Raw genomic sequence first — 14,668 nt, 5'->3', positions numbered from 1 at the left:
CAGGCGAGGGCGCGTAGCTCAGTTGGTTCAGAGCACTTGGTTTACACCCAAGGGGTCAGGGGTTCGAATCCCTTCGCGCCCACAGTATTGAAAAGGCTTCCAAAACTGGAAGCCTTTTTTATTGAAATATAATTAAATTTAAAATCCTTTAATTTTAATACTTGCGTATCTGATTTTTGGTATATTTGCATCCGCAATCAAGCGAGGGCGCGTAGCTCAGTTGGTTCAGAGCACTTGGTTTACACCCAAGGGGTCAGGGGTTCGAATCCCTTCGCGCCCACAGAATTAAAAAGGCTTCCAGAACTGGAAGCCTTTTTTAGTTTATTTCATATTAGAATATTTAGCATTTTTCAGAGCATACGGCAATTGGTTTTTAATATATTTGTTTTAGAAATGGGTGATTAGCTCAGTTGGTTCAGAGCATTACCTTGACAGGGTAGGGGTCACTGGTTCGAATCCAGTATCACTCACAAAAACTTGCCTCACATATATGTGAGGTTTTTTGTTTTTAGAAAATAGTTTATTTTCATTCTACTAACCAAAGATTAACTCATGAAAAAAATCCTGACTTCCAGTATACTCATTTTTACATTTTTTAATATTTCATTTGCTCAAACTTCTTCAGATGAAGATCTATTAAAGGCACTAGTTCAAAAGTCTTTTGATGATATATTTTCTAATATGGATGTGGAAAGCATTCCTGAGTATTTTACAGAAGATTTTATCCTTCTTGAACATGGTGAAGTTTGGGATCTCACAAATCTGAAAAGTATGTTGAATTCAGATAATAGGAATGGGATTAAAAGAATTAATGATTTTGAGTTTATTCAGATTAAAGTTAATGGTGATACGGCCTGGCTTGCTTATCATAATAAAGCAAGTTTTAAGAAAGGAGATGAAATTGTGGGTGAAATGAAGTGGCTGGAAAGTGCAACCGCAATTAGAACTAAAGATGGCTGGAGAATGGATATGCTCCATTCTACCAGAAAGCCTCAAAACGAATAAGTGTTTATTTCTTTATCGAGTCCAGTACTCTCTCCAAAGCCATACCTCTTGATCCTTTAATTAGAAAATAGCAGTTCTGGAAATCTGATTCTTTTAAATGCTCTTTCAGGTCTTCCATAGATTTGAACTTAAATATAAAATTGCTACTGGTATTGGTGTTTTTAAAATTATCACCTAGTAAATAGGTTTCTGCAAAATCATTATTTTGAACATAGTTAGCGATAACCTGGTGCTCGGTTGCAGCAGAACTTCCTAACTCAAACATATCTCCCAGGATCGCGATCTTTTGCTTATTTGTTCTTAGCTGGCTAAAATTTTCTAGTGCGGCATACATGCTCGTGGGATTTGCATTATATGCGTCCATGATAATTGTGTTGGTGCCAGTCTCCATTACTTGTGAACGATTATTGTTTGGACTATAATTCTCAATCGCTTCCTGAATTTCTTCAAACTGCACTTTAAAATAAAGACCTATGCACAATGCAGCTGCTATATTTTTGGCGTTGTAGGCACCAGTAAGTTTACTCTTAAAATGAGTTTTATTGTATTTAACCTGAGCATAAGCAAGCCCGGTTTGATATTCTATTTTTACATTGGCAGTTTTGCTTTCTCCAAAACTAAAAGTATGATTATAATTTTCATGCTTTTTCTGAACCTCATCATCAATATTCAGAAAGATCATTTTATGTCTTTCCTGTAAATTTTTATATAATTCGGTCTTTCCTTTTATTACTCCTTCCAGGCTTCCAAAACCTTCCAGGTGGGCTTTTCCGAAATTGGTTATATAGCCATAATCAGGTTTAGCAATATTAGAGAGGAATTCTATTTCTAAAGTGTGATTTGCACCCATTTCTACAATCCCAAATTCAGTTTGGGCATCCATGGATAATAAAGTGAGAGGAACACCAATATGATTGTTTAGGTTGCCTTTAGTGGCAATAGTCTTGAATTTTCTGGAAAGTACGGAGTTTACGAGTTCCTTGGTTGTGGTTTTTCCGTTACTTCCGGTGATGGCTAGAATTGGAATATCCAGGTAATTTCGATGGAAAGTAGCCAATTTCTGAAGTGAATCCAAAACATTTTTCACTACAATATAATGTTCCTTATTCTCAGCAAAATTTTTGTCATCTACTACCGCATAACGGGCTCCTTTCTCCAAAGCATCTTTTGCAAACTCATTCCCATTAAAGTTTTCTCCTCTAAGGGCGAAGAACATGCTATCTTTTCTAATATTTCGGGTATCGGTATCTACACCTGAGCAAAGCAGGAATCTTTGATGTAATTGTGCTGTATTCATAAAATAAATCTATAAAAAAAGCCCTAAAGAAATTAGGGCTTTAAGTTTATTTTATGGTACTGGCCAATTAATTGCTTCTGGCCGTTTTATTTTTATCTAATGATTTAGAACCTACTCTTGACATTGCATTTCTAAAACCAATATAATCTGTAGCCATATCTTGTGGGAAATAACGGCGTTGAGCTGGATCTAACCAATAAGCTCTGTCTCTCCAGCTACCTCCTTTATACACTCTCACTTCATTGCTTATTAAGGTAGTCCTTTTTTCCTTGTCATATCCTCTTTCAGTAATTCCTTCTTCTGAAGTACTGTCTGCATAAGTGAAATTGTCGTAGGTAGGGGAGTTATACATTCTTTTTGAAGGATCTTCTTCTACTTCCTGGAAAGGTTGGTAGTATCTACTTGAACTCTTGTCTCCATCCCGGTAATCTCTCTGATCACTTTCGTTAAAGTTGGTTCTCATGTAAGTGTCTTCTTGTGTAACCGGAACCTGAGCTATCTCACCCGGAAGGTTTCGTGCTACAAGTTTTCCGTTACTTAAAGTGTCGTAAACAACATCATCTGTCCCAACAACTTTTACAGTTCCATCCTCATTAATGGCGTGTTTGGTATATACATTTCCACGATAATAATTGAAGTCGTTAAATTCGTCATCCACGATAGGTCTGTAGACATCGGCAACCCATTCTGCAACGTTTCCGGCCATATCATATAGGCCATAATCGTTTGCTTCGTAAGTTTTAACTTCGGCAGTAATATCAGCACCATCATCACTCCATCCAGCAATTCCACCGTAATCACCATCGCCTTGTTTAAAGTTAGCTAGCTGATCGCCCATCTGCTTAACATCACCGTTTCTAGTGTACTGTCCGTCCCATGGATATTTTTTTCTACCACGGTAAGTGTTGTAATTTCTGATTCCAATAAGGCCAAGGGCGGCATATTCCCATTCAGCTTCGGTAGGAAGCCTGTATTCAGGATAGATAAGTCCGCTTTCACGACCAGGATATACTTTTTTCACAGGATTACCTGCGTCATTAGTTTCACTTAATCTGTCCTGGGATTCATCCCCACCCTGGCTGATTTCGGTATTTCCACCATAAGCTTTGCTAGGAGTGTGAATGTAAGTTTCAGTATTAAAAGTTGAAGAAGCATTAACATCGGTTAAATGTGCCCCCTCTTTTATAAATCCTTCATCTTCTAAACGGTACTCGTTTACACGATCTGTTCTCCATTTACTGAATTCCACCGCCTGGATCCAGCTAACACCAACTACAGGATACTCAGCATAAGCCGGGTGACGCAGATAATTGGTTACCATAGTTTCATTGTAACCTAATCGGTTTCTCCAAACTAAGGTATCGGGAAGAGCCCCGTCATATATATTCTTATAATTTTCTTCACTAGGAGGGAAAACCCGTCTTAACCAGTCAAGATATTCGAGGTACATCTTATTAGTAACCTCGGTCTCGTCCATATAAAAGGACTGTACATGCTGTTGGGTTGGAGTATTATTCCAGTCGTGCATAGGATCATCCTGCACACGTCCCATCGTGTAAGTTCCTCCTTCAACAAATACTAAACCAGGGGCAGCTTCCTGCTCCTTAAAATCTGTATTATATTGAAACCCGCCTTCGTCTGAGTTAATATCCCATCCAGTAGCGCGAGAGGTGTTTTTGTAATTGTTGGATTTATTACAGCTTAGTAAGCTAACGCCACAAACTACAGCAATAACGGCTTTTAAAGCTACATTCAATTTCATAGTATTCCCTTCTTTATGATAGAAATTTAGGCTTTGCAATATACTAATTAACGATAAATCTACAAGATTATTTTGTTAATTCTAAAAGAGTGTAAAATCTCATAACTCTCTGATATGCTATCACCTAAGATTGTTTTATATCTGGTTTAATATTAGGACCTTAAGTTTTAAAACTTAAGAATAATTGAAAACGCCTAAATTGCTGAAAAATTATATTCATTTGTAATTTTTATCGAATTTTATGGTCACTTGTCTATATAGTGCAATAAATTCCATTAATTTGAGTTATATTCATTAACCCCTAACGTTTTCACAATCTTGGATTTATTGAGTTTATACTGGGTAAGAAGGCTTTTTACATAAGAGGTTCTTTCTTAACACGAATATTACTATATATTTGTTTATCATTAACTACTATAATGAGAAAAATTACATTCTTTTTGATTGCGTTTATTTTGCTTGCCGATCTTTCAGTATTTGCGCAGGATAATGACAGGGATAGGGTTATTACTACTGCTGTTCCTTTTTTGTTGGTTGCAGCAGATGCACGTGCAGCCGGAATGGGTGACCAGGGGGTGGCTACATCTCCCGATGTTTTTTCCCAGCAATGGAACCCAGCAAAATATGCTTTTGCTACCAGGGAAAATGGAATTGCCGTTTCGTATACTCCATATTTGAGTGAAATTGTTAACGATATCTTCCTGGGAAGTCTTAACTATTACCATAAATTAAATGATAAAAGTGCTGCTGCGGCAAGCTTGAGGTATTTTAGTCTTGGTACCATAGAAACAAGAGAGACTTTTGAGCAATTTCCAAATTTTGTCAATCCAAATGAACTGACTTTTGATGTTTCTTATGCTTTAAAGCTTAGTGAGACTTTCTCGACAGCTGTAGCCGGTAGGTATTTGAGATCAGATCTTGGTCTTCAGGATAACGAAGATTTGGGTGCTGCCTCAACTTTTGGGGTTGATGTGGCTGCCTATTATCAGGGAAGAGAACTAACTCTAAGTAATTTCGATGCACAATGGCGAATAGGTGCGGCTATTGCTAATATCGGGCCTAAAATGAAATATGATGATGCCGGTCAGGAGAACTTTATTCCTACCAATTTAAAACTTGGAGCCGGTTTCGATTTTATCTTTGACGCTGATAACCGTTTAGGGACCTATGTTGAATTCAATAAATTACTGGTGCCTACTCCTCAGGATTTTGATGATGATGGAGATATAGATGGTGAAGATGATGAAGAATATAATTCAGTAGGATCTATAGAAGGGATATTTAAATCTTTTGGAGATGCTCCTAATGGTTTTTCTGAAGAAGCAAAAGAGGTGACTCTGGCCCTGGGTGCAGAATACTGGTATCGTGAAAAATTCGCGTTACGAGCTGGGTATTTTAATGAAAGTGAAGATAAAGGATTTCGGAGGTTTTTCTCTTTAGGTGCAGGATTTGCTTATGAGAATGTTATAATTGATGCGTCTTACTTATTCTCAACTTCATCGGTTCCAAGTCCTTTAGAGGGTACACTTAGATTTGGTATAAGCTTTAATTTTGGAGATAGCTTTAGTAACTAGAGGTTGAACTCTTAAAACTATCTTATTCCTGTTTGAAACCAGTTTGCTTTCTATTACCTTGTCTTTCCAATAATTTTATATGAAGCCACTTACCATTACTTCTCGTTTAGAAGTTTATGAATCTATAGATGAAATACCAAAGGATGTTCAGGACTTAATGCAGGAAGCTACCGAGGTTAGAGAAAATGCATATGCCCCATATTCCAGTTTTAAAGTAGGAGCAGCCATTCTTCTGGAAAATGGAGAAATAGTTGTGGGTAGCAATCAGGAGAATGCATCCTATCCTTCCGGTCTTTGTGCTGAAAGAACGGCTGTCTATTCAGCAGGTGCTAAATATCCTAATTCCCGGATTTTAAAAATAGCGATTACGGCAAAATCCTTAAGGCATAAAGTGATTTCTCCTGTGCCTCCATGTGGAGCCTGCAGGCAGGCGCTGGTAGAATATGAGGTAAAGCAGGAAGAACCTATAGAGCTTTATTTTATGGGAGAAACAGGGAAAGTGGTTAAGGCTGAATCAATCAAGGATCTATTGCCTTTAGTTTTTGATAATTCCTGTCTATAAGGTTTTCGTTATTTTTTGCTGCAAAACTGTTTTCGTTTCTTATCGAAAATAGTATTTTTGTTATCCGCTTGGCAAAACCAATCTGTCTGGCCTTTAAATATAAATTTTAGATGAAGAAAATTACAAAAGCCACATATATAAAGTGGTACGAGGATATGTTGTTTTGGCGCAAATTCGAGGATAAGCTTGCGCAGGTTTATATTCAACAAAAAGTTAGAGGGTTTTTACATTTATATAATGGGCAGGAAGCTATTTTGGCCGGAGCACTACACGCGATGGACCTTGAGAAAGATCGTATGATCACCGCTTACCGTAACCACGTTCAGCCAATCGGGATGGGAGTAGATCCTAAGAGAGTGATGGCAGAGCTTTACGGAAAGAAGACAGGAACCTCAATGGGACTTGGTGGGTCTATGCACATTTTTGCTAAAGAACAAAGATTTTACGGTGGACACGGGATCGTAGGAGGACAAATTCCTCTTGGAGCCGGGCTTGCTTTTGCCGATAAATATCACAAAAGAGACAATGTTACCTTAACCTTTATGGGGGATGGTGCTGTTAGACAGGGATCTCTTCATGAAACCCTTAATATGGCGGTGAACTGGAACCTTCCAGTGGTATTTTGTGTTGAGAATAATGGTTATGCGATGGGAACATCGGTGGCACGTACTTCAAAAGATACTGAAATATGGAAACTAGGTAATGGCTATGAAATGCCATGTGGGCCTGTAGATGCCATGGATCCGGTTAAGGTGGCTGAAGCTTTAGATGAAGCAATTACCAGGGCAAGAAAAGGAAATGGTCCTACTTTCCTTGAATTGAAAACATATAGATACCGTGGGCACTCTATGAGTGATGCTCAAAAATATCGTACCAAGGATGAGGTTGCTGAATATCAGAAACTGGATCCTATCTCAAAGGTTCGTGATTTAATTAAGGAGAAGAAATACGCTTCAGAAAAAGAATTAAAAGAGATCGATAAACGCGTTAAGGAGAAAGTTGCAGAATGTGAAAAATTCGCTGACGAATCTGATTTCCCTGATAAGAATATTATGTATGACGTTGTTTACGAACAGGAAAATTATCCTTTTCTAGCACATAAATTAGACTAAACTATGGCAGAAGTTATCAAAATGCCACGTTTGAGCGATACCATGGAAGAAGGTACCGTTGCAAAGTGGCTGAAAAAAAAGGGAGATAAAGTAGAAGAAGGTGATATTCTGGCTGAGATCGAAACCGATAAGGCCACGATGGAATTTGAATCCTTTTATGAAGGAACTTTGCTTCATATTGGTGTAGAAGAAGGAGATGGCGCACCGGTTGACGAATTACTAGCCATAATTGGTGAAGAGGGAGAAGATATTTCTGATCTTATTAGTGGCGGCGGAAGTGATGATGCTGAAGATAAAAAGAAAGATAAGAAAAAAGATAAATCTGATGATTCTGAAGATGAATCAAAAGATGAGGATTCAGATAAAAAAGAGGGTTCAAAAGAAGAATCAGATGCTGAAGACGATGATAGCGAGAACGAAGGTTCAGAGATGCCTGAAGGAGTAGAGATCATCAAAATGCCTCGCTTAAGTGATACCATGGAAGAAGGAACTGTAGCGGCATGGCTTAAACAGGAAGGTGATAAAGTTGAAGAAGGAGATATTCTTGCTGAAATCGAAACCGATAAAGCAACTATGGAATTCGAATCTTTCTACGACGGAACTCTTTTAAAAATTGGTATTCAGGAAGGAGAATCTGCAAAAGTAGATAGCTTATTGGCAATTATTGGTCCTGAAGGAACCGATGTTTCTAAAATAGATACTTCCGGTGGTGCAGGTAAAAAATCCAAGAAGACTTCAGATTCAGAAAAAGATAAAGAAACAGATTCATCTAAAGATTCCGATAAGCAGGATTCTGAAGAGAAGAAATCCGGAGGTCAATCTCAATCGAAAGATGGAGGAAGAATCTTTGCTTCCCCTTTAGCTAAGAAAATGGCAGAGGATAAAGGCATTGATCTTTCTGATGTAAACGGCAGCGGTGAGAACGGTAGAATTGTAAAGAAAGATATAGAGAACTTTAAGGAATCTGATAAACCTGCAGTAGCAAAATCAGATTCTGCTGAGAAAACCACTGCGGCAGCGCAACCATACACTCCTGCAGGAGAAGAAAGTTTTGAAGATCGTAAGAATTCACAAATGCGTAAGGTAATTGCCAAACGTTTGGGTGAGTCTAAATTTACCGCTCCTCATTATTATCTTACTATAGAAGTAGACATGGCAAACGCAATGGCTTCTAGAAAGCAGATCAATGAAATGCCAGATGTTAAGGTTTCTTTTAATGATATGGTGATCAAAGCTTCAGCAATGGCTCTTAGAAAGCATCCGCAGGTTAATAGTCAGTGGACTGGAGATACAACCAAGATCGCCAAGCATATACATATGGGCGTTGCGGTAGCAGTTGAAGAAGGACTCGTAGTGCCTGTGCTTAAGTTTGCAGACCAGATGACATTAACCCAAATAGGTGGAAATGTGAAGGATCTTGCAGGGAAGGCCAGAAATAAAAAGATTCAGCCTGCCGATATGGAAGGCAGTACTTTTACGGTTTCTAACCTTGGAATGTTCGGGATTGTAGAATTTACCAGTATCATAAATCAGCCTAATTCCGCTATTCTTTCTGTGGGGACTATTGTGGAGAAACCAGTAGTGAAGAATGGTGAGATCGTGGTTGGAAATACTATGAAATTAACTCTTGCCTGTGACCACCGTACGGTAGATGGGGCAACAGGTGCTGCATTCCTGCAAACATTAAAGACTTATATGGAGAATCCGGTTACGATGCTGGCTTAATTTCAGACTTTAATAAATTATCAAAATCCCGCCTAATCGCGGGATTTTTTTATCTTTAACGGTATGAGAAAAATTACATTATTTAGCATGTTTAACGGGATGTTCATCATGTTGTTCACCGTTTTATCCTGTACGGGCCAGACAAAGAAAACAAACGAATTAGAGGTTGTAAAAACAGAAGTTTCTGTAACAGAAGTGCAGGATGATCTTACTTATTTAGCATCAGATGAGCTGATGGGCCGTAAAACAGGATCAGCAGGAATTGAAGATGCAGCAGTTTTTATTGAAAATAAATTTAAAAATTTTGGTGTAGAGCCATATTTCGAAACATACAGAGATCATTTTATGATCGAAGACGTAGAAGGATTTAACATCGTTGGGTATCTGGAAGGAAATGATCCCGAATTAAAAGATGAATTTATTGTTGTAGGTGCACATTATGATCACATAGGTCTAGGAAAAGAAGTGGAAGGAGATACTATTGCCAATGGAGCAAATGATAATGCTGCCGGTACGGTTGGGGTTATTCAGTTGGCAAAACACTTCTCTCAAATAAACCAAAATAAGAGAAGTATTATTTTTGCACTTTTTTCAGGAGAAGAAATGGGATTAAAAGGTTCTAAACACCTGGCAAATAAATTGAAAGCTGAAGAGCTGGATCTGTATGTTATGTTTAATCTGGAAATGATAGGAGTGCCTATGAAGGCGAAAGATTATAAGGCTTATCTTACTGGTTTTGAGAAATCCAACCTTGCTGAAAAATTTAATGAATATTCCAATGGAGAGGAAGTCCTTGGGTTTTTGCCCCAGGCACAGCAAATGAGTCTTTTCAAAAGAAGTGATAATTATCCTTTTTTTGAAGCTTTTAATGTGCCTTCACAAACAGTAAGTACTTTCGATTTTTCTAATTATCCTTATTATCATCATGTAGATGATGAATCTGAATTTCTGAATGCAGAATTTATGGCTTCACTTATTGAAGATCTTCTCCCAGGTTTGCAGAAAATGACAAATACTGAAGAGAAGGAAATTAAAATGATTGATTAATGAAGAATATTGTAATTACCGGTACAAGCAGAGGGATTGGCTTTGAGATGGTTTCAATTTTATCGAAATTGGGACATAATGTTCTGGCACTTTCCAGGAATGAAAAACCCGTAAAAGATCTAAATCTGGAAAATGTTCGGACTTTTTCATTCGATATAACTTCTGAAGACAGCCTTTTAAAAGCTGAAAATTATATCACCAGTAATTGGAACTCTAAAGTTGATGTGCTTATAAATAATGCGGGAGCACTATTAAATAAACCTTTTAAAGATTCTGCTTATGAAGATTTTAGCCAGGTTTATAAGGTTAATGTGTTTGGGGTTGCCGAAATTACCAGAAAACTGCTTCCATATATGCATAATGAATCTCATGTGCTGAATATTAGTAGTATGGGCGGAATCCAGGGGAGTATGAAATTTCCCGGCCTTGCAGCTTATAGCTCCAGTAAAGGCGCTTTGTTGACTCTCACTGAATTACTAGCAGAAGAATATAAGGAAAATGGACCTTCGTTTAATGCTTTAGCACTTGGGGCGGTTCAAACGGAAATGCTTGAAGAAGCCTTTCCAGGATACAAAGCTCCGGTGAGTGCAAAAGAAATGGCGCAGTATATTGCAGATTTCAGTCTTAATGGACAGAAGTTATATAATGGTAAAATATTGCAGGTGTCTAATAGTACACCATAATAAATGAGAGATATCCTTGCCAAATATTTGCCTGAAAATGCAGTGATACCAGTTTCAGAATTGATAAAGATGAACGGTGTTCATTTAAAGATTGTCAATGAGCGGGTGACCAGGCATGGAGATTATCGCAGAATGCCCGATGGTTCCCAACAGATCACAATAAATGCGAATTTGAATAAATACCGGTTTTTAATAACCAGTATCCATGAAATTGCCCATTTAATAGCTTTTGAAAAGTATGGGCGAGAAATAAAACCACATGGACGAGAGTGGAAGCATTGTTTTAGAAGTTTGATGCTGCCTTTTATACGGCCCGAGATATTTCCAAATTCATTACTGCCTGTAATAGCCAATCACTTTAGAAACCCTAAAGCTAGCAGCGATACAGATGCGGGTTTATCTGTAGCTCTTAAAAGTTTTGATCCAGAAAACGATAAAAGCTATATTTTTGAAATTCCTGCGGGAAGTTTATTTAAGATCCATAACGGCAAGACCTTTAAAAAGGGGCTGAGAAAAGTGAAGCGATATGAATGTCTGGAAATGGATACAGGAAGAATTTATTTATTTCAGCCTAATGCTGAAGTACATTTAATTAAGGTTTAATAATTATGACGGGGACAAAAAAAGATAACTACTATGCAATTCTAATGGCTGGCGGTGTTGGATCTCGATTCTGGCCAGCCAGTAAAGCATCAAATCCCAAACAATTCCTGGATATATTAGGAGTGGGAGAAACACTTTTTCAAACAACCTTTAAAAGACTTTCCAAGCTTATTCCTGTAGAGAATATCTATGTTCTTACTAATGCGAAATATGTAGATATGATCAAAGATCAGGTGTCACACATTAAAGAGGAGCAAATTGTGGCTGAACCTGAAATGAGAAATACCGCACCCAGTATTTTATTAGGAGCCTTAAAGATTTATAAGAAGAACCCGAAAGCTTTAACCGTGGTAGCGCCTAGCGATCACTGGATCAAAGACGAGGATAAATTTCTTGATTCTATTCAGGAAGCTTTTGATAATGTAGAACTTGAGGATAAATTAGTTACACTTGGTATAGAACCTACTTATCCCAATACCGGTTATGGATATATAAAATATGATAAAGAAGATAAAGAAAACCTGAAGAAGGTAGATGCTTTCACTGAAAAACCAAATGAGAAGAAAGCGAAAGCATTTATCGAAGCGGAGAATTACGTGTGGAATGCTGGGATTTTTATCTGGAGTGCAAAATTTATAATTGAGAGTTTTAAAAAATATCTTCCAGACACTTTTAGTGTTTTAGATAATGGAAAGGAAAAATGGAATACGCCAGAGGAGGAAAAATTCATTGAAGAGAACTATTCAAGAACCTCAAATATCTCTATTGATTACGGGATCATGGAAAAGTCTGATTCGGTTTATGTTATTCCGGTAAGTTTTGACTGGAGTGACCTGGGAACCTGGTCATCGGTTAAAAAAGAGTTGCCTTCAGATGAAGATGAAAATACGGCTATTAACTGCAGGCTGCTTTCAGAAGATTCAGAAAACAATATAGTTTCTACGGTAGATAAAAAAATTGTGGTTTTAAAAGGGCTTTCAGATTATATAGTGGTAGAAGATAAGGAGGTACTAATGATCATTCCGAAATCTGAAGAACAGGAAATAAAGCAATTACGGGAGAAAGTAATGAAAGATTTTGGTGAAGATTTAGGTTAATAATGGAAAATACAGAAGATAAAACAAGGGTATCCAAAAATTCAGGCAGCGAAAACTTACGGGAGGATGCAAAAGAAATTCGTAAAAAAGCCAGGACCTTCTTCAGTCGTCTGCTGAATATTCGGGAAGACACCGATAGGGAATCTACCGTAGAAGCTGTTCAAAAAGATATCTCTTTTAAAGGTCATAATGCCTGGATCCTTATTTTTTCCATTTTTGTTGCTTCCATAGGACTTAATGTTAGTAGCACCGCGGTGGTAATTGGAGCCATGTTAATCTCTCCATTAATGGGGCCTATTGTGGGTATAGGAATGGCGGTGGCTATTAATGACGTAGATACCTTAAAGCGTTCCTTTGTGAATCTGGGAATCATGGTGGGACTTAGTGTGCTCACGGCAACTATTTACTTTTTTATATCTCCTGTCAAGAACGAAACTCCAGAGCTGGTCGCGAGAACCTATCCGACGATTCTTGATGTTCTTGTAGCTATTTTTGGTGGTTTGGCGCTGATAGTTGCTAAAACCAAAAAAGGAACCATAGCAAGTGTAATTTTGGGGGTTGCGATTGCTACAGCACTTATGCCTCCCTTATGTACAGTAGGCTACGGAATCGCAAATGCCCGATGGGAATATGCTTTAGGGGCTCTTTATTTATTTTCTATTAACGCAGTCTTTATAGCGCTCTCGACTTTCGTTGTTTCTAAATTGTTGGGATTTCCTTTGGTGAAATATGCTAATAGTAAAAGAAGGAAGAGGACAGCACAAATTGCTTCTACTGTGGCTATAATTGTAATGATACCCAGTGTGGTGCTATTTGTAAAATTATTGAGGCAGCAGGTTTTCGAAAGTAAAGCCACAGAATTTATTGAAAATACGGTTAGATATTCCGGAACTGAAACTTTAAAATCTACCAGTGATTATAAAGCTAAAACCATTGATGTATATATGATTGGAAATACAATTCCAGCTGCAACCATTACTACCTGGCGGGAGAGACTTGGGGAGATAGAAGCGCTTAAAGAAGCACAGCTTGTAGTTCACCAGGGGAATGATCAGAGTCAGGATATTAATCAGCTTTCTACGGTGGTGAGAAGTGGAATTCTTGAGGAACTGTATGTAAAAAATCAGGAAGTACTACAAAATAAGGATCGCCGAATTGAATTACTGGAATCTGAACTCTCCAAATATAGAGGAGATAATTTCTCGTTCGTTAATTTAAGTAAAGAAGCAAAGATCAATTACGAAAATATTGAGGAAATAGGTTACTCTAATCTAATTACGACGAATTTTCAAAAAACAGACACCATTCCAACATTTACCGTAATTTGGAATAATAAGCTCCGTAACAATGAGCTGGCTTCACAACAGGAAAAGTTTGAAAACTGGATGAGAGTAAGGTTAGATCTAGATACCCTTGCGATAAAGAACGTGAGATAATTAGAGGCCTTTTAACTGTGCTTCCCTTACTTTCTGAAATAGATTGGAAGAATACACAAAATCGGTCACTGTTTCATCTTCTGTTTGAAAGATCTCTTCTTTAGTGCCTTTCCAGGCTAATTTCCCATCTTTTAAAAATGCGATGCGTTCCCCGATCTCCAGTACAGAGTTCATATCATGTGTAATTAAAACTGTAGTGATATCGTTCTCATGGGTAAGGTCCTGAATAAGGTTGTCTATTACCGTAGCCGTTTGAGGATCCAGTCCTGAGTTTGGCTCATCACAAAACAAATATTTAGGTTTATTTACAATGGCTCTGGCTATGGCCACCCTTTTTTGCATTCCTCCACTAATTTCAGAAGGCATTTTATTACCATTTCCTTCTAAATTTACACGTTCCAGGACTTCATGCACTCTGGATAGCATATCGCTCTTTTTTTGTTTGGTGAACATCTTTAAAGGAAACATCACATTCTCTTCAACTGTCATAGAATCAAATAAAGCACCTCCTTGAAAGAGCATTCCCATTTCAGTTCTTAACTCTCGTTGTTCTTCATCTGAAAAGGTAGAATAAGGTTTGCCATCATATTCAATTGTTCCTTTATCTGCTTTGAAAAGACCCAGCATACACTTTAAGAAAACACTTTTACCAGACCCGGACTGTCCAATGATCAGGTTGGTTTTACCTCTTTCAAAAGTATAATCGATCCCTTTAAGAACTTCCTGATTATTGAATGCTTTATGTAAGTTTTTTACCTGTATCAT

General features: G+C 37.7%; 13 protein-coding genes and 3 tRNA genes. 13 read left to right on the top strand and 3 right to left on the bottom strand.

Annotated features, from left to right (window positions below; all coding sequences use genetic code 11):
• Positions 1-7 precede the first annotated feature (7 nt).
• The 4 genes from LGQ90_RS08375 to LGQ90_RS08360 all read left to right on the top strand — a co-directional run bounded on the left by LGQ90_RS08375 (position 8) and on the right by LGQ90_RS08360 (position 1,005).
• A tRNA-Val gene (locus LGQ90_RS08375) sits at positions 8-82 on the top strand.
• 123 nt (positions 83-205) lie between these two features.
• Positions 206-280, top strand: a tRNA-Val gene (locus LGQ90_RS08370).
• Positions 281-395: 115 nt separating this feature from the next.
• Positions 396-470 (top strand) — tRNA-Val (locus LGQ90_RS08365).
• Positions 471-552: 82 nt separating this feature from the next.
• On the top strand, positions 553-1,005 hold the full coding sequence (locus LGQ90_RS08360; RefSeq protein ID WP_229340027.1) for a DUF4440 domain-containing protein: 453 nt from the start codon (positions 553-555) through the stop codon (positions 1,003-1,005).
• A gap of 4 nt (positions 1,006-1,009) precedes the next feature.
• Here LGQ90_RS08360 and LGQ90_RS08355 read toward each other — a convergent pair whose 3' ends face one another.
• Together LGQ90_RS08355 and gldJ are read right to left on the bottom strand one after the other, a co-directional pair.
• Positions 1,010-2,302: a UDP-N-acetylmuramoyl-tripeptide--D-alanyl-D-alanine ligase gene (locus LGQ90_RS08355; protein ID WP_229340025.1), complete on the bottom strand. Its 1,293-nt coding sequence runs from the start codon at positions 2,300-2,302 to the stop codon at positions 1,010-1,012.
• Positions 2,303-2,369: 67 nt separating this feature from the next.
• Complete coding sequence (gene gldJ / locus LGQ90_RS08350) at positions 2,370-4,064, bottom strand: gliding motility lipoprotein GldJ (RefSeq protein WP_229340023.1); 1,695 nt, start codon at positions 4,062-4,064, stop codon at positions 2,370-2,372.
• Positions 4,065-4,483: 419 nt separating this feature from the next.
• Between gldJ and porV the strand changes: the two genes are divergently transcribed.
• The 9 genes from porV (at position 4,484) to LGQ90_RS08305 (ending at position 13,903) form a co-directional block, all read left to right on the top strand.
• Positions 4,484-5,638 carry a type IX secretion system outer membrane channel protein PorV gene (porV, locus tag LGQ90_RS08345; protein WP_229340021.1) on the top strand — a complete coding sequence of 385 codons (1,155 nt, stop codon included), beginning with the start codon at positions 4,484-4,486 and terminating at the stop codon, positions 5,636-5,638.
• 79 nt (positions 5,639-5,717) lie between these two features.
• The gene (gene cdd, locus LGQ90_RS08340; protein WP_229340018.1) at positions 5,718-6,200 is read left to right on the top strand and encodes a cytidine deaminase; all 483 of its coding nucleotides are present in this window, start codon (positions 5,718-5,720) and stop codon (positions 6,198-6,200) included.
• Between the two features lie 110 nt (positions 6,201-6,310).
• Complete coding sequence (gene pdhA, locus LGQ90_RS08335; RefSeq protein WP_229340016.1) at positions 6,311-7,312, top strand: pyruvate dehydrogenase (acetyl-transferring) E1 component subunit alpha; 1,002 nt, start codon at positions 6,311-6,313, stop codon at positions 7,310-7,312.
• A 3-nt stretch (positions 7,313-7,315) separates the two neighbouring features.
• The gene (locus tag LGQ90_RS08330; protein WP_229340014.1) at positions 7,316-9,037 is read left to right on the top strand and encodes a pyruvate dehydrogenase complex dihydrolipoamide acetyltransferase; all 1,722 of its coding nucleotides are present in this window, start codon (positions 7,316-7,318) and stop codon (positions 9,035-9,037) included.
• Positions 9,038-9,100: 63 nt separating this feature from the next.
• Entirely contained in the window at positions 9,101-10,084 is a 984-nt protein-coding gene (locus tag LGQ90_RS08325; protein WP_229340012.1) for a M20/M25/M40 family metallo-hydrolase, read from the top strand.
• A complete protein-coding gene (locus LGQ90_RS08320) occupies positions 10,084-10,767 on the top strand; it encodes an SDR family NAD(P)-dependent oxidoreductase (protein WP_229340010.1) in 684 nt (227 codons plus the stop codon). Before LGQ90_RS08325 ends, LGQ90_RS08320 begins: the two co-directional genes overlap by 1 nt.
• 3 nt (positions 10,768-10,770) lie before the next feature.
• A complete protein-coding gene (locus tag LGQ90_RS08315) occupies positions 10,771-11,370 on the top strand; it encodes a SprT-like domain-containing protein (protein WP_229340008.1) in 600 nt (199 codons plus the stop codon).
• A 5-nt stretch (positions 11,371-11,375) separates the two neighbouring features.
• Positions 11,376-12,467 (top strand): mannose-1-phosphate guanylyltransferase, encoded by a 1,092-nt coding sequence (locus LGQ90_RS08310; RefSeq protein WP_229340006.1) that lies wholly within the window; start codon positions 11,376-11,378, stop codon positions 12,465-12,467.
• A gap of 2 nt (positions 12,468-12,469) precedes the next feature.
• The gene (locus LGQ90_RS08305; protein WP_229340004.1) at positions 12,470-13,903 is read left to right on the top strand and encodes a DUF389 domain-containing protein; all 1,434 of its coding nucleotides are present in this window, start codon (positions 12,470-12,472) and stop codon (positions 13,901-13,903) included.
• Here the strand turns inward: LGQ90_RS08305 and LGQ90_RS08300 are convergent, their stop codons facing one another.
• A complete protein-coding gene (locus tag LGQ90_RS08300; protein ID WP_229340001.1) occupies positions 13,904-14,668 on the bottom strand; it encodes an ABC transporter ATP-binding protein in 765 nt (254 codons plus the stop codon). It lies immediately after the preceding gene.

The sequence above is a fragment of the Christiangramia sediminis genome (assembly GCF_020552705.1).
GTDB lineage: Bacteria > Bacteroidota > Bacteroidia > Flavobacteriales > Flavobacteriaceae > Christiangramia > Christiangramia sediminis.
The sequence above is the reverse complement of the archived record's forward strand: the minus strand, read 5'-3'. Positions and strand labels throughout refer to the sequence as shown.